Origin of the sequence: Adhaeretor mobilis, assembly GCF_007741515.1 — a bacterium.
Lineage (GTDB): Bacteria > Planctomycetota > Planctomycetia > Pirellulales > Lacipirellulaceae > Adhaeretor > Adhaeretor mobilis.
This window is the reverse complement of record NZ_CP036263.1, coordinates 1,727,411-1,744,925: the sequence shown is the minus strand read 5'-3', so window position 1 is coordinate 1,744,925 and position 17,515 is coordinate 1,727,411. Positions and strand designations below refer to the sequence as shown.

Sequence of the window (17,515 nt, the reverse complement as noted above, 5' to 3'; positions counted from 1 at the left end):
TCAATGCAGACAAGTGCCGACGCATGAGTTAACCCTGCAATTGAAGCTCACCCATGACACTACAATTCCGAGCCGACCGGCAGCGGACGGCGAGCAACTGCCCTAGACTCGCCGACCGCGGCCAAAGAGCCTTTGTCATTCCCTGCGGTTTCTTAAGCCCGCCACAGTCATCCCCACCACGATGCACAGTGCAAGGGAGGAAGGTTCGGGCACGACAGTGAACGCAGACTGCGTTCCAGGACTCGTGCCATACTGATTTTGCCAGATGATTAAGTCAGCATTATCGATATCGCCGTCGCCGTTGGCGTCGCCGTTTGTGTTATCAGTCTGTCCCGCCAACCCTAAGCCTTGTTGCCAAGTCAGTAAGTCCGCGCCATCAACATCCTCGTTACCGTCGAAGTCTGCAGAGGCGAGGGACTCGACTTCGGTGATAATCAGTCCGTTCACCAGCGACCGATCTACCGTATCGCTATTGGCGAATAAGAAAGTAAGATCGCCATTGCTGTCAGGTGATAGCCCAGTCCCGAAGACTGAAAAATCGAGATCGCTCGTCAAGCTCGACCCGCCGCCGGGACCTGTGCCTGTGCCGAGTAGGTCGCTTGCACTGTCGGTGATGTTTGTGACCGTTTGCGTACGACCGTCGCTCGCATTGTCGTCGAACATGATCAGCTGGACGTCGTACTGCTTGGCTGGGTCCAGATTGTTGATCGACAATGTTTCGAGTCCAGTGACGAAGTCGATATAGACATCATCAAGCGTAAGCGTCCCACCAGTTGTTGCATCCAGCGGGTCACGATTTCGGCCAGCTAGCTCATCTTGAGCTATCGGAGGAGCGAATTGAAGCGACCAACCCGTCTCTGCATCAACCGGGGAGGTTTGCGGTCCATCGGCACCTCCGAGCAGTTCGAATTGTGTCCATCCGGATTGCTGAAATGCGCTGTTGTCGTCTTCAACTCCAAGATCGAAGCTCGATGTCTGCAAACTTGTAACTCCAGTTACCACCACGCCGTTTACCAGCGACCGGTTGCCCGTTTCGCTGTTCTCGAATAAGAAATGAAGCTCGCCATTGCTGTCGGGCGAAAGCCCTGTCCCAACAACCGAGAAATCCAGATCGCTATTCAGGCTAAGCCCCCCGCCGGGACCTGTAGACGTACCGAGTAAGTCGTTGGCACCGTTGGTGACGTCGAATACCGTTTGAGTACGGCCATCGCTTCCATCGGCGTCATACATGATGAACTGAACATCGTACGTTTCGCCCGGAGTCAGATCGACGATCGCAAGGCTCTCCTGACCTGTCAGGAAATCGACGTACACATCGGCAAGCGTGAACGTTCCACCTTGCGTAGCGAGTAAAGGGTCGCGATTCCTGGGGGCATTGGGAGTGAAGTACTCGTTTGGATTGCCTGTGACCGTCCAGCCGGTAGTTGCGTCTGGCGGGGAAGTCCGTGACCCATTTACTGGCGAAGGTTCCACTTCAAACTGCGTCCAACCAACTTGCTGAAAGGCAGTTGGCTCTTCGTCCCTTCCGAAATCGAAACTAGCGGTCTGTGCGAATACTTGACTTGCTGTCACAGCAGAAAGCAATGCAGCTGTGAATCGATAGCATTTAATCACTTTCGTCTCCATAGAATAAAAGAAAAGTTTCAGCGTCGGTTGGCCACGACCTGTCGTTATGTCGTTGATTGACAACATCGAGTGATACAGTCCGATAGTATCTACTTCCTCAACATTATTGACATTGCGGAGTTGACTGACCTCACTCAACCAGGGAGCTTTCAAACGAGAAATATCTTCTGTCACTTAGGAGAAGCGCTGGAATGGCTAAAACTTACGGGCCATTTTTCAGTTTCTCGGACTATTTTCGGTCGCTAGTGCAAGGATGAAAGCGATGTGGAGTGCTTCTTTACTCTACTTGCAGGTATGAAATCGTGCAGTCTTCGAGATTCAAACAATTGAGCATGGAATCGAAATAGCCCCGTCCGCGGCGTTTCCGCAGATAACTTCTTCGTGACTATCGGTTCTACGCAGTCCTGCAGCGGCGAACTTGCATAGTTGCGTATATTTCAAGGTAAAAAGAATATTTTGGGGGAAGCAATAATTTGCGCGTAAGATTAGGTTGCGAAAGCGCTTATCTCTTGTGTGCTACTTGTTGTGGCTTCTGGCTATGGTACCCCCTCACCGATGAATTCATCTGCACGTACACATCCCCCTGCTCAACCACCTTCCACAAGCAATCAAAGGCGTTGCATGTCGCCGGAGGATACAAGTGAGTTCTTGCGGCTTTTGAGCGTTTGCGAGCGACGCCTGCTGGCGTTTTTCTTGAGCGCTACAGGGCGTATTGCGTCTGCTGATGATTTGATGCAGGAAACGAGGCTTAAGCTATGGGATCAATTCTCGAAGTTCGAGCGTGGAACTGATTTCACGAGTTGGGCGTTCGCGATTGCGCGCTACGAGGTGCTCGGGCATCGTCGCCGAGTTGGACGACAGGAGATGCTGCTAAGTGGAGACGCTTTAGAGCGTGTTGAGGCCAAGTTGTTGGAAGGAGACGTGACAAGCAGCGAGCGGATTGCTGCACTGCAAGAGTGCGTTGAAGGATTACCAAGAGAGCATCGCAATCTGATTGAGCGTCGGTACATGGCCGAGGCATCGATTGTTACAATCGCCACCGAAATGAATCGGACTGCCAACTCCTTGCATCAGATGTTGTGGCGGTTACGTAGAGCGTTGACAAAGTGTGTCACTTCAAAGTTAAGGATGCAGTGACGTTTACAAACAAATGACAGAAACTTGGCATATGGAATCGATGGAATCTAAAAACACCAACGCTGAAGCTGATCGCTGCCTGACGCTTACTTGCAAGTTGTTTGATGGAGTTGTCTCGGGTGAAGAGCGCGAAGAACTGCAAGAGCTGCTCGTGTCGAGTGACGACGCAGCGGAAGTTTTCGCTTCGTACGCTTACGACAGCGTGGCTCTTCGAGTCATCACACTTGCTGCTGCAAGTCAAGCAGACGCCGCGTCTGAATGCCCTGTAGGGGATGCCCATGCAAGTGCGAGTTGCAAAGCCCAGTTAAAAGAAATCCCACAGAAGGTCGCCAATCGTGCCCTGGAGCAACACGCCACTTCGAACGTCCCGACTTATCGACGTCGGGTTACCACTTATGCCAACTCCTGCGTCCTCTTTCTGATGGCACTTTTTTCTCAGATGGGGCAGCGAGTCAGGCGAATAGAGTTGCCTAGCGACGGGTTCATGCGGGGTGGGCTTAGGTGGCTCAGTAACGCCCGAGTTCCCGTGGCGTGCGTACTACTTCTCGCGACGTTGTGTGGTGTTCTTGGTCTGTTTTTAAGGACTCGCCAGAGTCCGCTTGGCGCGGTCATTACAGCCGCTTCGTATCAAGCGCTTATCCGGTCAGACAGTGGAGTTGGTCGACGGCTATTTGTTGGCGACCAGATAAGCCCTGGCGAGCGTGTACACATCGACGATGGTACTGTTGAGCTGCGCTTCGGCGACGGTACTATCGGAACTGCTCACGCTCCAGCTCGGCTAAGCGTGCTCGGAACGGACCGGTGTCGTGTTTGGAATGGCACAATGTCTGCGGAGGTTTCGCAACCTGGCTTCGTGGTAGAAACACCCCTGATTGATGTCCAGGATCTTGGAACAGAGTTTGGTGTCACAGTCCGACGAGATCAATCGACTGATGTTGCTGTAGCAAGAGGTAGTGTTCAGCTTTACGCCAAGAACACCACCTCGGGAATGGAGCAATGCGTCCTGGTCGAAAACCAGGCAGCCCGCGCTGTTAAGGGAAGTGATGGGCAGACCGTCATGGCTCGAATCCCGCTTGATAATGTCGCTCAGCTTGAGAAGTACAGTAGCGGCGTCGGGATGACCATTTCGGGTGTGTCGTCCAACAGCGGCCTGGTATATGAAGTGGTGCCTGGTGGATTCAGAGAAGACGCACCGACGGCTACTGACAGAGGCTACGAGTGGAACGGCGTCAGCAAGTCTGGGCTACCAAGCTTTCTCGTCGGTGGTGACTACGTCAAGGTGCCATTTGACGACAAACTTAATCGCAGACTACTTGTCGAAGTGCGACTGGCACGCCCGTGTTTTGTCTTTCTACTATTGAATCAATTAGACAACCCTCCTGATTGGCTACTACGCGACTTCGAGAAAACTGTCCATACGGTTGGGCTTGATCGTACGAGAAAAAGATCAAATGCGAAACCAGCTAGCGGCAATTCACGAATGAGGTTAGGTAAGGGCCCGGGACGTCGCATTGACGCTACGTTTTCCGTTTGGAGACGAAAAGTAAGCTGTCCAAGTTCGCTAACGCTCGGGGCTCGGAATGCGAAGGAGGACTTTGGAACCTATGGGATCATTGCAATCCCTCTCCATTAAACTTTTAGCACCTTGATCAATACTCCAAGAGGAAATTCAAGTCTTTTCTAAGGTCATGCGAGCGATCGACTTAACTAAGCTGCTCGTCTGTGATGAACGCGAATCACTTCGAAAGCGACAAATACACTCGCCACCGTATGGAGCAGCTCTTCCGTTCAGCGTTCGTTTGAATGAGCCACCGTGTTTTGAAATTCTACTGAATCGCTTGCGCTCAAATTGACGCAGCAATCCTACCCGTTCGGAACTTATCGATGAATCGTTTACGAATAGTCAGCTTGCAAGGGCTGTTGCGATCGCGAGAGGTTTCGGGATTGATAAATCCACTCGGAGGCACAATGCAAGTCACAAGCCGTAAGCCAATTCGACTTGATCGAGCGTTTACTCTAGTAGAACTGCTCGTCGTGATCGCCATCATTGGCGTTCTAGTCTCTCTGTTGTTACCGGCCGTGCAAGCTGCTCGGGAGTCTGCTCGCCGCACGCAATGCCAGAACAATCTCAAGCAGTTGTCGATTGGGTGTTTGAACCACGAATCAGCTTTGGGGCACCTACCAACGGGTGGCTGGAGTTACGGATGGATTGGCGATGCGGACCGCGGATTTGGCCCAGATCAGCCAGGGGGATGGCGCTTCACGATTCTGCCCTACGTAGAAAATCAGTCACTTTTCGATCTAGGCGCAGGGACTGATGGCCAAGATCGAGTTGACGCGACGAGGGTTCTCGCGAAATCCAATGTAGCGTCCCTTTACTGCCCATCACGTCGTAGTCCAATTACTGTTCCTGATACTTACAACTACAGGAAGTACGGGACGCAAATCAATGAATCCGCAAGGAGCGACTACGCAGGAAACCGTGGAAGCCTTCCATGGTCATCCAATGCGCCGTTCCCAAAAAGTTATGCGGCTAGCGAGGGATTTAGCTGGCGAAATATTGATGCAGAACGAAATGGTGTGATCCACCAACGCAGTGCCGTTGAACTCCGGCAAATAACGGATGGCACGAGCCACACGCTAATAATAGGCGAGAAGTTTGTGAACCCTGATATGTACGAGAATGGTGAGGATATTGGCGATAACCAAAATCCGTTCTGTGGAGTCGACTCCGATCTGTATCGATCGACCCATCCCGATTTCTGGCCGCCTGCGCAGGATCGACCAGGTGCGGATCTTCGCAGAAGGTTTGGAAGCGCTCACCCTGGCGGTCTGCAAATGGCGTTTATCGACGGTGGAATTCGCTTCGTAAGTTACGATGTTGAAGAAGCCGTTTATGTCGCGATTGGATCGCGAAATGGAGAGGAGGTAGTCAGTGGACTCTGAGCCAGCATGCAGTGTTAATTGGATGTATCGATCCAAAAACTCTTACAAGATGCTCATTAGATGGTTGGCGACTATCTGTGTTGTCATTGCTACCGGTTGCTCGTCCGGTCCATCTAGAGTTGATGCGCCAGAAGTTGTTCCGGACGAAGTTGCACAGAATTTGATGGATCAGTACGACGAGAACTCTGACGGTTCCCTTTCCGACGACGAAGTATCCAACTGTCCAGCCATAGCAAGCAGCAAACGCAAGTATGATCAGGACGGCAACGGCAGCATCGATAAACAGGAAATCAGCCGGCGTTTAACCAACATCTATTCGGATCGTATTGGAATCTTCCAACTCCATGCAAATGTGATGCTCGACGGGCGACCTCTTCGAAACGCACTCATCACACTGGTTCCAGAGCAGTCCATGGAGGCTTCCTTAGCACCTGCGACTGGAACTACCGACCATAACGGAAGGGCGGTGTTGGGGTTAAGCGAGTCCGATACACCAAGCGAACTCCGCGGCATCGTTCGTGGCGTCCAGACCGGCCTCTACCGGATAAGAGTCACTTCGGACAAGGAGTCATTAGGAGACGATATCGAGAACGGCACTGTTTTGGGTGAGGAAATTACTCCCGTAGATGGAGATAGAGGCATTCAGCTTCGGATATCTCGGAGACGAGCAAACCGAACAGGCCGAAATGCTGCAAGACCTGCGAAGGGAATGTATCTAAGTCAATGAAATCCTATCTCTATAGTTTTGCAGTATTGGGAATATTGGTCTATCCGGGCTATTCGATGACGCCGAACGTGATCGTACTGATGGCTGACGACCTGGGATGGGGGGACGTCGAGTATCCTATGAACCGATCTGCTGGGAATACTTACTCAGGCGATCCCATTTTAAAAACACCGAACTTGGCGAAAATGTCCGCCGCAGGCATGCGGTTTGATCGTTTCTACGCGGCGTCGCCTGTCTGTAGTCCAACGAGGGCCAGCATGCTTTCTGGTCGGCACGGGGCACGACACGGCATCAACGGACCTCAGATGCATGGCGACCACGGCAAAATTCGGAATCGAGAATTGACGATTGCAGAAATTGCCAAATCGCTCGGATACATGACCGGTCACTTTGGCAAGTGGCATGTGGGATCGCTCACCAAGCACACCTACGACATGCGGCGAGGTCGTGTTGGTAACTCGCAAGACTACTCGCCACCTTGGTGCAATGGATACGACACGGTGTTTTCATCCGAGAACTGGATGCCAACCTACGATCCATACGATGTATTCCCTCACCATCGAGTCGTTCAAGCAGCCTACTTCACTGGCCCGAGTGACGCTCTGCTTACTACTCGCGTACCAAATGACCTGCGTGTTGATGACCGCCACGAGTCGGAAATCATCGCAAACCAGTTCTTGCATTTCCTGGATGCCGCGTCTGCCGACCCTAGACCATTTCTTGCTACAGTGTGGTTTTCTACGCCTCATATTCCGTTGATGGAAACGCCCGATGCGAGCTACGACGGATTGGGACTTTCACCGACCCGTCGACGCTACTGCGAAGCGATTACCCAGATGGATCGGCAGATTGGAAAGATTCGCGAGCGTGTGAAGCAGTTGGGGATCGATAGGCAAACACTGATTGTTTTTACCTCAGACAATGGTCCGCAGGATCCAAAGATCGGCTCAACTGGCGGCCTCCGCGGCAAGAAGAGATCGCTCTATGAAGGCGGTATCCGCGTGCCGACGTTGCTGGAATGGACAGGGCGTACGACCTCCGGCTACGTAAGCATGGCCATGGGGACTACAAACGATCTATTGCCGACCATGCTTGAGGCTTGGGGAGTTGCGATGCCCGATGACCGTCCGATCGATGGCAAGTCTCTGTTACCGATAATCGATCAGGAAGCTGATGAACGTCCGCCAGACTATCTGTTTTGCTCTGCATTTCGAACACACCGCATGGCAATGGATAATCAGCACAAGTTAATCTCAACCGACAAAGGTGAGAGTTACGAACTGTACGACATCTTGGATGATCCTACCGAGCAATGCGACCTTCTACGGGAAGGCCCGACACGTGAAGCCCAAATAAAGCGCAAGGTGCTTCGAGATCGCCTTGACGAGTGGTTGAGTAGTTGCGAGCGAAGCAAACAGGGCGCTGACTTCGAATCTCGCATCTTCCCCATTCGAAACGCACAGGTCGAGGCTGATGTTGAAGTGACAGCGGAACCTAGCGAAGTTGTAATCAATAGTCTGGGAGAGGTGGACTACGAAGATCGCTACCAAATTGTCGAGGGGCAATTTGAGCATGCTGATCGGGCAACAGTGTTCGTGGAGCGACAATATGCCACGCTCGAAACGCCGATTCTATCGGACGGAGTGAGTATGCCCGGCCATGACGCAAACAGGAGAGCATTCCCTTTGAAAAAGCTTCCAGCGGGTCAAGTTGCTCATAGCTTTCTCGTGCATTTCGACCCGCCTGACTCGCCGGAGCAAATGTCGATTGAGGTAGTCCTAGATTTCAAAGACCCCATCGTTGGAATCCTCTCGTCGCCTGAACGCCTCAAAGAGAGCGATTATCTCGCATTCGCGGAGCCTGTCTTTTCGTCGGTTGATTCACCCCCACAACGAATCGCCCTACCAAATGCAATCACTAAACACGCATGCCAGATTTCGCAGAACTCCAAACGGTTAACGCTTAGGCTGACTGCCGGTTCCGATCAAATCAACCAAGTGCGCGTGCTGACGGCAGCCACCGTGCCACGCGTACGGCCACAGCCTCACCATTCGCAGACTCCCTCTAGTCCTAGCTTGAAAAGATAGTTCATTAGCAGCACTAAATCGGGTTGCGAGTGGCTACAGCTTTTAACCCGCCGACTAAGAAAGTAACTCTTACGGCCTAGCGTGTAGAGAAAATCATCGCCAAGGTTGGAAACGGAACAGTACTAGGCTGCTGAGTAGTTCGTCTATCAGCACAAGGCCAATCTGATTAGGTGAGTCAGCCACTGGCTAAGCACATGAAAGCACCGTTGGATGTCAAATGGACGGTTGCCTTGCCGAACGGGACTAAGAACCATTTCGACAACACGACTCGCAGGAGATTGTTCCTTAGGGGACTGATTCGCAGGTCAGAAGCACGAACATATAGAATGAGCAAGAGTTTCATGAAATGGTACTCAATATTGCTGGTCGGAGCCTTGGCCCACGGCACAGTACTGGCTGCAGACAAGCCGAACATTATTGTGATCTTGACCGACGACCAGGGGTGGGGCGACCTTAGTATTCACGGCAATAAGGCGCTCAGTACTTCAAACATCGACCGCATGGCGCAGGAAGGCGCGAGGTTCGATCGTTTCTACGTTAGCCCGGTCTGTTCGCCGACACGCGCCGAGTTTCTCACCGGGCAGCATCATACCCGCTGTGGCGTCTACGACACCTCAGCAGGCGGCGAACGGGTCAACCCTGACAAAATGATGATCGGCGAATTATTCAAACGCGCTGGTTACAAGACAGCGGCATTTGGCAAGTGGCATAGCGGCATGCAATACCCATACCATCCTAACGCACGCGGATTTGATGAATTCTATGGCTTCTGCTCCGGCCACTGGGGCAACTACTTCAGCCCGATTCTCGAACATAACGGACAAATCATTGAGGGCAACGGCTTTGTTGTCGATGACTTTACTGAGCGAGCTATGAAGTATATCGAGCAGCATCAGGATGAGCCATTCTTTGTCTACCTACCGTACAACACTCCGCACTCTCCGATGCAGGTCCCCGATCGTTGGTGGAATAAGTTCAAGGATTTGGAACTGACGCAGGATCACCCCAAGAGAGAATTCGAGAAGGTGGATCACACTCGCGCGGCGCTGGCGATGTGTGAGAATATCGATTGGAATGTTGGACGTTTGCTCGCAAAGATCGACGAACTGAGGCTGGCGCACAATACGATCGTACTCTACTTAAGCGACAATGGCCCAAATGGCGATCGCTGGAATGGCGGAATGCGCGGCCGCAAGGGCGCGACCGATGAGGGCGGTGTGCGTTCGCCGCTTTTTGTGCGCTGGCCAGCAAGAATAGAAGCCGGCACGAAGATTCCGCAGATTTGCTCAGTATTAGATTTGATGCCGACGCTGGCGGAGATGGCCGGTGTTGAGGTCGCTGAAAAAATGCCGCTGGCCGGGGTAAGCTTGGCACCACTGCTTTACGGTAATTCCAGTGACTGGAAAGAGAGGACGCTGGTGCATCATTGGAAGGGGAAGGTTTCCGTCAGAACACAACGGCACCGATTAGATCACGAAGGCAGGCTCTATGACATTGCGGAAGATCCCGGACAGACAAAGGCTGTCAATAACAAAGTGCCAGAAATCGCTGATGCAATGAGAAAGGTCGCCGACAAATTCCGATCAGAGATGCTAGTGAATTATGGCAAGGAATTTGACGACCGTCCATTCGTCATTGGCCACTCGGATTCGATATTCACGCAAATCCCAGCACGAGATGGTATCGGTCACGGAAATATTACTCGTTCCAACCGTTTTCCCAACGACTCCTACTTTCAGAATTGGACCAGCCTGGACGATTCCATTACGTGGAACTGTGAAGTGGGGGAAACCGGAACTTATCTCGTAGAGCTCTTCTACACTTGCCCGAAAGCCGACATCGGATCAACCATAGAACTGAGCTTTCGTGGCAATGTGCTCACCGGGAAAATCACAGAGCCTCATGATCCACCGCTAATGGGCATGGAGCACGATCGCTTCAAACGGAAGGAATCTTATGTGAAGAATTTCAATCGCAAGGTCCTCGGCAAGATCCAACTAAAGCAAGGCGAGGGCACGCTTCAATTACGTGCTCTTGAGATTGCCGGATCAAAAGTAATGGATTTTCGTCTGATGTTGTTGACTCGCGTTGACTAACGGAACTGACACGCCTCGGTGATCTCCACCTGCGCCGGTAGGATAAGTTCGCCCGTTGCAAAACTGGAGCTTCCCACCAAGGCAGCGACTTCAGAACAGGCCGTCGTGGACGATCTGTTTATTACCTGTAATAATGTCATTCGTGAATCGTACCATGAGCAGATTGAGCAGATATGTTTCGACAGAAAAAGGGTAAATCACCCAGTGCGAACCATCATTGCAATTCTCGATTGACCTGATCCCAACAACCGAGCCCACTTCTCTGCGCCATACCGATGCCACTTCTCAAGCAATTCATTGTAGCTGTCTTCTTTCCCTTGGCCTGCTTGCTACTCTCGTTTTTTCTGATCTTTGTGATTGTGAAACTGCGTCAACGGGCAATTCAACAAAGCGGAAGGTTTACTCCTCTAACAAGAGATTTGTTAAGACCACCCGGCCATAGCCTACGTCTGAAACTCAGCGAATTAGAACTCGATTGGAGCGGGTACCTGGCCATGCTGCTGATACTCCCCTTCGCGATGGTAGCAATGTATTTCGTGAACGCTCCAGCAGATGGGCCGGCCGCGTGGTGGCACGATGTGAGCTATGGACTATTGACGCTACTTGCAGCGACGTTCTTGGGTCACAATTCTTATCTAGTTCTAAGTAAGGTGCATCGGTTGCAAATTGGTCTGGATGGCGAGATGTTCGTTGGTGAAGAACTCAACCAGCTCATGCTCACCGGTTGCCGGGTCTACCACGATCTTCCCTGCGATCATGGAAATATCGATCATGTGGTCGTGAGCCCGACCGGTGTTTACTCGATCAATACAAAAATGCGAGGTAAGCCTGAGAAAGGGGCGGGCAAGGCCAATCTCGAAGTGGACTTCACAACCGAGAAGTTGCATTTTCCCAACGGTGTATTTCCACTCCCGGGTGACCAAGTACGAGGTGAAGCACGCTGGCTCTACCACTACTTGAGCAGTGCTGTAGGCTGGCAAGTCAAAGTGAATCCGGTACTCGCTTATCCCGGTTGGTATATCCAGCGCACGGGGCAGTGCGACGTGCGGGTGATCAATCCGTTCCGAGCCGAGGGTCTTTTCCTGAAAGGCCAAGCCGTCTACTCGGCCGAACAGATCCAACAGATTGCTCATCAACTGGAGCAGCTTTGTCGCAATATTTCACCCTCCTGCCAGCGCCCTGCGAATTGGTAGTTCAGGAGATTTCTGAGCTACTCGACTATTCTCGTTGGAAAGGGTTTTCGTGAGTGGCAGAAACCAGCCGTAAACGCCAAGCACAGAGAACTGTTCTGCTTTTCGTGCATTCAGAAACTGGGGGCAGAATTGGGGCAGTTACTGGCCACGCAACTCACCTGCGGATACAATTCAAGCACCGCAGGATTTCCATACTACTCGGCCTTAAACGCAGTGAGACAAGCGATTTCCAACGCAAACACAGTGCAATTTCCATCCAAGTAAAGAGTCAAGAAAGTTGAAACCACTAGATTCAAAACACAGTTGTTAGTCCTGCGTTTCCCCTACCCTGCTTTCGTGAACGATACAGCGTCACTGTCGCTTCCGAAGATCGATTCTATTGCGGCCCTTCGCTGAGCTGGGAACAGGTGTCGATAGCGGCGTCGCATTTCTTCGATCTGATGCCCCATAAACTCGTCTATGACACGCTGACCGACTCCGGCTGCTGCGAGATTGGGAGCAAACGAGTGCCGAAAGACATGAAATCCCGAAATCGACTGCCAATCACTCTTCGATAACGTTTTCTCTAAGTGGTAATGCGCTTGCCTTGCCGTAAGCTGAGACACCTTATGAAAGCCACGCAATTGGCAGAATGTGTGTTGTCCACCGGGATGGTTTTCAATCCATTCTTGCATGACTTGGAAAAGCAGCGGGCTCATATCGACGCGACGGTAAGTCATGGCTTTCGTTCGGCTTTTCTTTTTTTCCCGAATAGCAATCGTTCTTGAATTGAAGTCGATGTCATCCATTTGTGAACGCACCATTTCACTACGACGAGCTGAAGTATGGGCGACAAAGACCATCATCGCATAGATAAACGGATAGCGAGCCGACTTGCGAATATGCTCTAGAACTTGGTTGATCTCCGAGGTTCCCAAATACACCGATTCCCAAAGCTGCATCTTTTCTCGCTTACTGAGACCGCCGCGAGAAAAAATAACTTCGATTTCAGTGCGGGTCATGAACGGTGGCTTTTCATCAGTGAGGGGTAGCACGACGTGCTTAGTTGGCGAAACTCCCATGAGAAGTCCTTCGTTCACACCCCAGTTCCAAAGCATGCGGAATGTCACTAGTTCCTTGCGAACCGTGTCAGGCTGAATAGGCTTGTCGTGATGTCTATCCTTGAGCCGCTTTGTCACATAGTTTTGCAGGTCCGCCTTCGAGATAGCCTGAACTTTCCTGTGAGGCCCCAGGTGTCGCTTAAGATGTTTGAGGTGGATTCCCTCCCCTTCTAAAGTCGTCGGCTCTTTGCGTCCCTCTGGGAGCTGTTCTTTGTAGGTTTTGTAGAACTCGGTGAGTCCCAGCGATTTCCTGGTAGCAGTTCTCTCGGTGGCCTTTCCATCAGAGAAGATGAAAGTCAGAGGTTCGACGCCAAGGGGAACATTGATTCGTCCGCTTTCAAGAAGGCGAAGCGTTTCTTCGATACGAGAACAGATGCCAGCCGCCTTGCCTTTGTCCGACGTGCCTAGAGTTCGATTTACATTTCGACCATCATAGCGAAATCGTACGCTGTAGTTAGGCGACTTCAGGTCTTTGTGAACGCTTGCCATGGTAGAATTCTCTCGCCGCACGCACCACTGCGATTGAGCAAGAGAATCCTAGGTTTCACAACAGCGAGAGACCATCGATACGAATGCCACATGAACGCCCGGTTGTTCCGAATTCGTTCCGAGCGAGTTTTGGAGTACCTATTTGAAATGCCGTCAAATCGCCGTAAGTCGTTACACAGTAAGTAGCCGAGACCGGACTCGAACGACTCTCGGAAAACGCGGGAAAGAGTGGCAATTCTCAACAGGGCGACGCAGAATGCGACGCAAATCGCGCCGCGTTGGGGCTATTCGGTACGGAACTGCGGCAGCGACTGACAGCAGAACAGACGCAGCAATTGGCGGCACTGCTTACTGAACCCGTTAGCGAGACGGGTTAGCCCCCCGGTATCTAGGTTCTCCCGGGGGTACTCCCACAGGGGCTACGCCAGTAGCGATCGAGGCGTTTTCTTACGCAGGGAATTTTTTAGGGTCATCAACAAGACAAGCGAGTAGTAGGAACATGGCAGATCCGAAGAAACCCACACGGCCCGATGCGTGGCTGACCAAACAAGCGATGGCCGGCGTACTGGACGTGACCGTCAACTACTTCGATCGTGAAGTGCGACGACACGCGACAGAGCAGCACGTGAAGCGAGACGGCAAGCGGCTACTGTTCTTTGCCCGTGGCGTGCTGGATGCGTGGTACACGGCCCGCCTAGGCCCCGTGGTGGATGACGACCTCGTGAACGAAGTAGAGTTAGAGATGCTTTGCCATGAGCTGTACTTTAACCCGTGAACCGGTCGGGTCCCTTCCGGCCAACGTGCTACGCACGGGGCTTTGGCAGTCTAACGCCCCTCACATATCAAATCTCGCTGGGGAGGGTCCTCATTATAATAGGCCCGTGACCTGGCGAGTTGATGCAGGTTTTTTGCGCACGGCACAAGATAGCCTGGTAGCGTGACAGAGAGATTCCAGCCGCTACTCTAGCGGGCATGGACTTCCAACAGATGATCGAGCAACAAGGCTTCTCTGTCATTCTCCAACGCGGGCGAACTGGCTGGTGTTGCACCTTGGAACGTGACGGGCAGATCTGCGAGAAGCGGGCTCAAAGTGAATACGAAGCACTGCGGCAAGCGTATCTGTTTGCAGAGGCAAACGCTGCGGAACCGTTCGACTGGGGAGCTAGCTAGTCACTTCCCTCACCTGCTCATTCTCTGGGATAGAATGTCGGTTTGCATCGATCGCGGGTCCTTCCTGGCTGGTCAAGGGATTCAGACTGGACAGAAGAATGCGAAACGACAAATAGGTTCCACCTAGATGGCATTAGGGTCCTCCGCTGGCCAGCTACGGCTCGCTACCCCATTGAAGTGCTGCGGGAACCAACTCTCTGGCGCGACATCGACGGGGGGGCGGGTCGATTCCTACACGTGCTTGGCGTGCGGACCATAGCCGACGCTGCGCACACTATCCCGCGAATTAGAGCTATCGTTTTGGGCGACGACGGCGGCCCTCGAACGCCTTGGCTAGACTCACGTTGCTAAACAGCGGTACACTACACGACGACGGGGATAGGGCGACGGCCCGAACCGTGGTTTCCCGACCGCTTTCCCCGCTGTTTTCAATTCGGGATTCTTGCACACCGGCTACGGGAATCGGTTTCGATGTCGTTCGTAGATCAGATAGAGATTGTCGAAGAACCAGAGTGGCCTGAAAAGCCTTCCCCGCTGTTCATCGCTAGTGCGATTCGGTCCCCTTTGGACGATCTTGTGGCTGTCCTGCGGGCAGGCCAGCAGCAGGGCAACTACGAACAGACTTCGTACCAAGCCGCCTACGCTCATTTGACCAACACTCTTAAACGTGCGAAGCCGATAGTCTCGCCACCGCAGGCGGGTTACGGGCTGGTTGCCGTTTTCTGGCGTTTTGTCGTCCAGCAATGCAAGTTCAGTGAGAACCTCATCAACAGCCACCAAGGCAATATCTCGGAAGCGATGTTCAGGCGTGACGCTCCGCTTGAAACATTCCAGCGATGCATCGATACAGCGATGTTCTTCAGCAGTCAGAGTGGACCATTAGGACCAAGCGTGGACGGATTGCTCGACTCGGATGCCAACCCGATTGAGCAGCTACGCGAAGTGGGCAGCCAGTGGGTTGAAGACTTTCGAGACGAGCCGGTTTGGCCGTCGGGATTTATGAAAATTGAGTTGCTTAATAAGAAAACGCAGTGGGACAAGCGGCGGAACGGATACCGCGATAGGGCAGAGCGGCTTGTGCTACAGGCTATTGAAAGCTCCCAGATTCGTGGCGAACTTTATGCCGATGATGGTTTCGTAATGGCGATCGCTAAGCAGTTGGGACACGGCAGCTTTGCTCACGACGACATTCTACGATCACTGAACAGCGAACCCACCGGGGAAAGTGTGCTGGAACTGGCCGATTGGCTCGCCCCAGCAAATACGGCGGCTAGTGACACGCAAGAAAACCAGACAGAAACCACCCAATCTGTTGTTTCTCCAGAGCATGACTCCCAGGGTGAACCGGCAATCAATCCGCTATTGATTCCATCGCTACTGAGGAATTGCCGACGCTTGGAGGCTGCCGCACAAAAATTCCGTAGCATCTCAGTCTTACTTGTTCATCGCACGAAAACGGGATCGAAAGCGAAGCCCTATCTGCCAGAAGTACCGAAGGCGCAAGGCAAGCACATGCTCACCGTCGGCGGCGGTCCCTCCTGGAAAGCCAAGTTACGAGAAGACTCCAACGGAGTTCCATTGCTGGACTCGCAGGGGCAGCCGCAGATTGATTACCCCGGTGCTCAGCGAGAATACTACCCTTACGGCGTTCAGTTTCCTGGCAGTTCTGAAGTGAGCTATTCCGAAAGCTTGGCTGAGTATTGGGATGCTTCCAATCAGCTAGGGCAGATTGTTCAAAGCTTGCCTAAGACGATACGCAAACGCATTTGGAAAACTTGGCCGTACGGCTATCAGAGTTGCCCAATCCAAGATTTATGGACGAACGTAGTTTTCGAGTTAGGTTTCCAAGCCGATAACGCGTCGGGGCTAGTGATTGGACGTAAGACCTGGCACCTGAACAAAAGACTGCCCCTAGCTCACTGGGATGACAGCCCGCCAGCGTCAGACGCGCTCGGGGGTATGTTCAATGAGTTGATTGACCACGTCGGCAATCCGCCTAATTTTTGGTATGCGTGGATCGAGAATATCTGGCAAGCATCGATTGTTGCCATCGATCTACTTAGTAGCTGGCTTGCCGAAATAGGCGGGCATCCTACCAACGAACATTCCAACGCTTTGCAAATCCTATCAGCCGAACAGCAAGCACGGAGCGAAGATAGGGCTCGGAAAGAGCGCGAATCGGACGATCGCTACGAAACGATCGTGCAGCCCTACGACGCGGCCTGGAACGCTTTGGATGGTGAGCTGTGGTCGCGTGACGCTGCCCGGGTGGTCGATGCCGTCAATCGACTGGTGGAAACGGGAAGGCTAGCCGGGGCTTCGCAGTGGTTAGCGTGGCTGCCTGAGAGTAACGAGGTCAAGCAAGATCCCATGTCGCGCGGTATCGCCTTAGCAATTGCTGGCACGCTTGTTTCGGGCGGTCTGTCGCGTGACGATGCTGCCGCACTGATTACGATGATGGGCGAAACGCACCCAAGAAACAATGTCGAGCGATTGCGTAGAGAGCGGCAAGGCAACTCTAGTTCTATCACTACTAGGCAGGAGCCAGTTGAGTCGATTGAAGTGCCTCCAGCGGATCCTCCCAAAGAGACTGACACACAACGCGAAGTAATTTTGGATTCGCTTACCCCGGCTGTTCGCAGTGCCTATGCATCCTTCAAGTTTGCTGAAAGTAAAAAGGAACAGCAGTTGGAAGATCGACCTGCATACGATTGGCTAAAAGAACACGGCTGCGAAGATGCGCTCGGTCTGGCAGACTATAGCCTCCCCGCCTTTGCGACATACACTCGCTACCTAAGCAAAGCACGTAATGCGCTGGGCGAACAGAAATACTCTCCGCGTGCTGGCCGCGAAAGTGGAAGTAGCATCGTCAGAGAAGATCAAATCTGAAATCCGGTTGACTACAAACCGGATGAAACCGGATTTATCTAAAAATCCGGTTTGC

12 protein-coding genes are annotated in these 17,515 nt (G+C 52.5%); 10 read left to right on the top strand and 2 right to left on the bottom strand.

The annotated features are described in order from the left end of the window. Window positions 1–135: 135 nt before the first annotated feature. Window positions 136–1,614: a hypothetical protein gene (locus HG15A2_RS06880; protein WP_145059112.1), complete on the bottom strand. Its 1,479-nt coding sequence runs from the start codon at window positions 1,612–1,614 to the stop codon at window positions 136–138. A gap of 567 nt (window positions 1,615–2,181) precedes the next feature. Here HG15A2_RS06880 and HG15A2_RS06875 point away from each other — a divergent pair. The 7 genes from HG15A2_RS06875 (at window position 2,182) to HG15A2_RS06845 (ending at window position 11,812) form a co-directional block, all read left to right on the top strand. Then, a complete protein-coding gene (locus HG15A2_RS06875; RefSeq protein WP_145059110.1) occupies window positions 2,182–2,763 on the top strand; it encodes a sigma-70 family RNA polymerase sigma factor in 582 nt (193 codons plus the stop codon). A gap of 40 nt (window positions 2,764–2,803) precedes the next feature. Further along, window positions 2,804–4,396: a FecR domain-containing protein gene (locus HG15A2_RS06870; protein ID WP_218932369.1), complete on the top strand. Its 1,593-nt coding sequence runs from the start codon at window positions 2,804–2,806 to the stop codon at window positions 4,394–4,396. A 251-nt stretch (window positions 4,397–4,647) separates the two neighbouring features. Next, window positions 4,648–5,709, top strand: a complete 1,062-nt coding sequence (locus tag HG15A2_RS06865; RefSeq protein WP_145059106.1) for a DUF1559 domain-containing protein — start codon at window positions 4,648–4,650, stop codon at window positions 5,707–5,709. Window positions 5,710–5,731: 22 nt separating this feature from the next. Beyond that, window positions 5,732–6,436 carry an EF-hand domain-containing protein gene (locus HG15A2_RS06860; RefSeq protein ID WP_145059104.1) on the top strand — a complete coding sequence of 235 codons (705 nt, stop codon included), beginning with the start codon at window positions 5,732–5,734 and terminating at the stop codon, window positions 6,434–6,436. After that, the gene (locus HG15A2_RS06855; RefSeq protein WP_145059102.1) at window positions 6,433–8,523 is read left to right on the top strand and encodes a sulfatase family protein; all 2,091 of its coding nucleotides are present in this window, start codon (window positions 6,433–6,435) and stop codon (window positions 8,521–8,523) included. The genes HG15A2_RS06860 and HG15A2_RS06855 overlap by 4 nt, the downstream gene beginning before the upstream one ends. Window positions 8,524–8,849: 326 nt before the next feature. Further along, window positions 8,850–10,619: an arylsulfatase gene (locus HG15A2_RS06850; RefSeq protein WP_218932368.1), complete on the top strand. Its 1,770-nt coding sequence runs from the start codon at window positions 8,850–8,852 to the stop codon at window positions 10,617–10,619. Window positions 10,620–10,894: 275 nt separating this feature from the next. Further along, window positions 10,895–11,812, top strand: a complete 918-nt coding sequence (locus tag HG15A2_RS06845) for a nuclease-related domain-containing protein (RefSeq protein WP_145059098.1) — start codon at window positions 10,895–10,897, stop codon at window positions 11,810–11,812. A gap of 323 nt (window positions 11,813–12,135) precedes the next feature. Here the strand turns inward: HG15A2_RS06845 and HG15A2_RS06840 are convergent, their stop codons facing one another. Next, entirely contained in the window at window positions 12,136–13,401 is a 1,266-nt protein-coding gene (locus HG15A2_RS06840) for a site-specific integrase (protein ID WP_145059096.1), read from the bottom strand. Between the two features lie 499 nt (window positions 13,402–13,900). On the opposite strand from HG15A2_RS06840, the gene HG15A2_RS06835 reads away from it, so the two are divergent. The 3 genes from HG15A2_RS06835 (at window position 13,901) to HG15A2_RS06825 (ending at window position 17,460) form a co-directional block, all read left to right on the top strand. Continuing rightward, window positions 13,901–14,176, top strand: coding sequence for a hypothetical protein (locus tag HG15A2_RS06835; protein ID WP_145059094.1), 276 nt, complete (start codon window positions 13,901–13,903; stop codon window positions 14,174–14,176). A 197-nt stretch (window positions 14,177–14,373) separates the two neighbouring features. Further along, entirely contained in the window at window positions 14,374–14,571 is a 198-nt protein-coding gene (locus tag HG15A2_RS06830) for a hypothetical protein (RefSeq protein WP_218932367.1), read from the top strand. Window positions 14,572–15,042: 471 nt separating this feature from the next. Then, a complete protein-coding gene (locus HG15A2_RS06825; RefSeq protein ID WP_145059090.1) occupies window positions 15,043–17,460 on the top strand; it encodes a hypothetical protein in 2,418 nt (805 codons plus the stop codon). Window positions 17,461–17,515 lie beyond the last annotated feature (55 nt).